Source organism: Bradyrhizobium sp. PRIMUS42, from assembly GCF_023006515.1.
Taxonomy (GTDB): domain Bacteria; phylum Pseudomonadota; class Alphaproteobacteria; order Rhizobiales; family Xanthobacteraceae; genus Bradyrhizobium.
On record NZ_JALBGZ010000553.1, the window covers coordinates 1 to 4239 of the forward strand.

A 4239-nucleotide genomic window follows, 5' to 3' on the forward strand; every position below is an offset into this window, starting at 1 on the left:
GGGCGAACCCGCGGCAGCGCTGGCGATGTTGGAGATCACCGCGCTCATCTTGTCGGCGTAGGGACGTGCAGCCTCGGCCGCCTGCTGGGCGCGGCGCAACCTGGACGCAGCGACCATCTGCATGGCCTTGGTGATCTTTTGCGTCGCCTTGGTGGAGGCGATGCGCACGCGCATGTCTTTAAGTGACGCCATTCTTCGTTCACCCCGGCGATCAGCCTGTGGCTGGACCGCGACCCTGTCTTGTCGTCATGCCCGGGCTCGTCCCGGGCATCCACGTCTTCGTCTCCACGCGGTGGTGCGTGGACGGCCGGGATTTCAATTGCGAAGACGCGCTTCGCGCTTTAGCCCGGCCACGACGGCCTATTTACGCGAAGCTCTTCGCAAAACCTTCGACAACCGACTTCAGCTTGGCAGCGGTGTCGTCGGTGAGGTCGCGGGTGTCGCGGATCGAATTGAGGATCTCGACGTGCTTGCCGCGCAGCAGCGAGAGCAGACCGTCCTCGAACGCACGCACCTTGTTGACCGGGAGCGGATCGAGATAGCCGTTGGTGCCGGCCCAGATTACGCAGACTTGCTCTTCCATCTTCAGCGGCGAGAACTGCGGCTGCTTCAGGAGCTCGGTGAGGCGCGAGCCGCGGTTGAGCAGGCGCTGCGTCGAGGCGTCGAGGTCGGAGCCGAACTGCGCGAACGCCGCCATTTCGCGGTACTGCGCGAGCTCACCCTTGATCTTGCCGGCGACCTTCTTCATCGCCTTGGTCTGCGCCGACGAGCCGACGCGCGACACCGACAGACCGACGTTCACCGCCGGACGGATACCCTGGAAGAACAGGTCGGTTTCCAGGAAGATCTGACCGTCGGTAATCGAAATGACGTTGGTCGGAATGTAGGCCGACACGTCGTTGGCCTGGGTTTCGATCACCGGCAGCGCCGTGAGCGAGCCCGAACCGTGGTCCTTGCTGAGCTTCGCCGCGCGCTCGAGCAGACGGGAATGCAGATAGAACACGTCGCCGGGATAAGCTTCGCGGCCCGGCGGACGGCGCAGCAGCAGCGACATCTGGCGATAGGCGACGGCCTGCTTGGACAGATCGTCATAGATGATGACGGCGTGCATGCCGTTGTCGCGGAAATACTCGCCAATGGTGCAGCCGGTGAACGGCGCGATGTACTGCATCGGCGCCGGGTCGGACGCGGTGGCGGCGACGATGATGGAATATTCCAGCGCGCCCTGCTCTTCGAGCACCTTGACGAACTGGGCAACGGTCGAACGCTTCTGGCCGATCGCGACATAGACGCAATACAGCTTGATGTTCTCGTCCGGCTGCGCGTTGAGCGGCTTCTGGTTCAGGATGGTGTCGAGCGCGATCGCGGTCTTGCCGGTCTGACGGTCGCCGATGATCAGCTCGCGCTGGCCGCGGCCGACCGGGATCAGGGCATCGATGGACTTGAGTCCGGTCGCCATCGGCTCGCTGACCGACTTGCGCGGAATGATGCCGGGCGCCTTGACGTCGACGCGCATGCGCTTGTCGGCCTGGATCGGGCCCTTGCCGTCGATCGGGTTACCGAGCCCGTCGACGACGCGGCCGAGCAGGCCCTTGCCGACCGGCGCGTCCACGATGGCGCGGGTGCGCTTGACGGTCTGGCCTTCCTTGATCTCACGGTCGCCGCCGAAAATAACGACGCCGACATTGTCGGTTTCGAGGTTCAGCGCCATGCCGCGGGTGCCGTTCTCGAACTCGACCATTTCGCCGGCCTGGACGTTGTCCAGACCATAGACGCGAGCGATACCGTCGCCGACGGACAGCACCTGTCCGACTTCGGAGACTTCAGCTTCCTGGCCGAAATTCTTGATCTGGTCCTTGAGGATCGCGGAAATTTCCGCGGCGCGGATGTCCATCAGCCTGCCTCTTTCATCGCGTGCTTGATCGAATTGAGTTTGGTGCGAAGCGAACTATCAATCATGCGGCTGCCCAGCTTGACGACGAGGCCACCGATGATCGAGGGATCGACTTTCACGTTCAGCGCGACGTCCTTGCCGGTCACCGACTTCAGGGCAACCTTGAGGGCGTCGAGATTCTTGTCCGAAAGCGTTTCCGCCACGGTGACGTCGGCCGTCACCTCGCCCTTGAACCTGGCGACCAGGGCGCGGTAGGCGCGGATGACGTCAGCCACCACGAACAGGCGGCGATTGGCGGTCAGGACTTTGAGGAAATTGGCGGAGATGCCGGCGATGCCGGCCTTGGCCAGCACGGCCGAAAGGGCCTTGGACTGGGCATCGGCCGCGAAAACCGGGCTGCGGACGAGGCGCTTCAGATCGGCGCTCTCGTTCAGCATGGCCTCGAATTTCTCGAGATCGGCTTTGACCTCGTCGACCACGTTCTGGTCGCGGGCCAGTTCAAACAAGGCCGTTGCATAACGGCCGGACACACCTGAAACGGACGTATCTTCTGCAGCCACAGACGCGCTCTTTTTGCTGTCAAACTCGCAAGGGAAAAACCGTCGCCACGAAGCGGCGCCAAGCGATCCAAGCCCTTGGAATTCAAGCGGGACTTCGATTTCCGACCGGCACAGGACGTGCCGGGCTCGTTAAAATCGCGGCTTTGCTAACATAGCAGGCGCGCAGGTGCAACATGACGCCAAATTAAAGGCACGAGGTTCTGTCGCCAGTTCGTCGCACGCCGGATGCATCGATCACCAGCTGGTGCAAGGGCCCGATCAACAAGGACGTCGGGAGCGATCCGCCCCATCACGGTATTGTCGCGAGCCTTCGGCGCGAACTCCCCGCGTTGGTTCCTGCCCTCAGCGCATAGCGGCCATGAACACGGATCGCTGAGGCGTGATTTTGGCCTCCTCAGTCCACTCGCCGAATACTTACCCAATTCTAAACGCTCAAGGCTTTGACTTCGTTTTACAGTATTCGCATGTAATAAATAGATTAACAAATCGTTAAAGCCGAAGATTACGGAACATCGGCTGAATATCCGATAGCGGTAACAAGATATTTCATGACGACACAGAATGGATTTACTGCCCAATTCACGCCTCATTAGGAATCGAAACGCCAACCCGCTCACAAACTGATGGGGGCTCCACTAGCCACACATGTGGCAATACTAGCTTAGGGACCAATAAATGCTGTCTTTGAAGACGCTGGGCTTTGTGACCCGGCCGCGCACCGCGATTGCTTTCGTTGCCGCAACTCTCCTCATCGGTGGAACCGCCACCGAAGCTTCCGCCAAATCTCGCCATCACCGGCATCACCATCATCACCGCCACCACGCCGCCCAGGCCGAGACCAACGCGACCTCCGATTGGCGCAACGCCAATGCGTCGATGACGCCGACCTCCGGCGCCGGCCGCAGCTTCTCCGGCGTCGCGTCCTTTTACGGCAACGAGTCCGGCAGCAAGACTGCCTCGGGCCAGCGCTTCAACCAGAACGCCATGACCGCGGCGCACCGTTCGCTGCCGTTCGGCACCAAGCTGCGCGTCACACATGGCAGCCAGAGCGTCGTCGTCACCATCAATGACCGCGGCCCGTTCATTCGCGGCCGTGTGCTCGACCTCTCCACGGGTGCTGCCCGCGCCATCGGCCTCACAGGTCGCGGCGTCGGCCGCGTCACCGCGGAAGTCGTCTCCTAAGGCGCGCTGGCGCCCCACACCACGCGCGCAGTTTTCATCAGTTTGATGCGCGCCTGAAACAAGCCCGCGGTCTTGGGGGACCGCGGGCTTTTTTACGTTCTGTCATCGCGCCTTTCTGCGTGTCCCGGACAAGCTGCAACGCGTGAGCGTTGCGGCGCAGAGCCGGGACCCAGGCGGCGGACTCCTGGGCCACATGGGCCCCGGCTCTGCAGCGCACCGCTGAAGGAGCGCTGCGCTGCGTCCGGGGCACCACGGACAGAGAGAGGCACTGCTCCCACAGCGTCATTGCGAGCGCAGCGAAGCAATCCAGACTGTTTCCGCGGAAGGACCCCGGATTGCTTCGTCGCAAGGGCTCCTCGCAATGACGTGGAGAGAGCGGGGGCTACAAAAAACTCTGCGGATCGACGTCGACTTCGAGCTTCTGGTTGCCCGTCGGCTTCGGGCAGACCGCGAGCCAATTGCGCAGATAGTCCGACAGATCGAAGCCGCGCGCCGATTTCACCAGGATGCGGAAGCGATAGCGGCCCTTGATGACGGCGAGCGGCGCCTCCGCCGGCCCGAGCACCACGACGCGCTCATCGCGCGGCGCGAGCGCGACGAGAC

Annotated in this window: 4 protein-coding genes and 1 pseudogene; 1 reads left to right on the forward strand and 4 read right to left on the reverse strand. The window is 62.6% G+C overall.

The window, feature by feature from the left end:
* The 3 genes from MOV75_RS29050 to MOV75_RS29060 form a co-directional block, all read right to left on the reverse strand.
* Nucleotides 1-192 (reverse strand): F0F1 ATP synthase subunit gamma (locus tag MOV75_RS29050; RefSeq protein ID WP_247007049.1); only part of this gene is annotated, 192 nt, incomplete at its 3' end.
* Nucleotides 193-364: 172 nt separating this feature from the next.
* Nucleotides 365-1894, reverse strand: a complete 1530-nt coding sequence (gene atpA / locus MOV75_RS29055; protein WP_246930707.1) for a F0F1 ATP synthase subunit alpha — start codon at nt 1892-1894, stop codon at nt 365-367.
* Nucleotides 1894-2454 carry a F0F1 ATP synthase subunit delta gene (locus MOV75_RS29060; RefSeq protein ID WP_246930705.1) on the reverse strand — a complete coding sequence of 187 codons (561 nt, stop codon included), beginning with the start codon at nt 2452-2454 and terminating at the stop codon, nt 1894-1896. Before MOV75_RS29060 ends, atpA begins: the two co-directional genes overlap by 1 nt.
* Before the next feature lie 675 nt (nt 2455-3129).
* Here MOV75_RS29060 and MOV75_RS29065 point away from each other — a divergent pair.
* Nucleotides 3130-3636 (forward strand): septal ring lytic transglycosylase RlpA family protein, encoded by a 507-nt coding sequence (locus MOV75_RS29065; protein WP_246930703.1) that lies wholly within the window; start codon nt 3130-3132, stop codon nt 3634-3636.
* A 382-nt stretch (nt 3637-4018) separates the two neighbouring features.
* Here MOV75_RS29065 and MOV75_RS29070 read toward each other — a convergent pair.
* A pseudogene (locus tag MOV75_RS29070) lies at nt 4019-4239 on the reverse strand (primosomal protein N'); the annotation flags it as partial.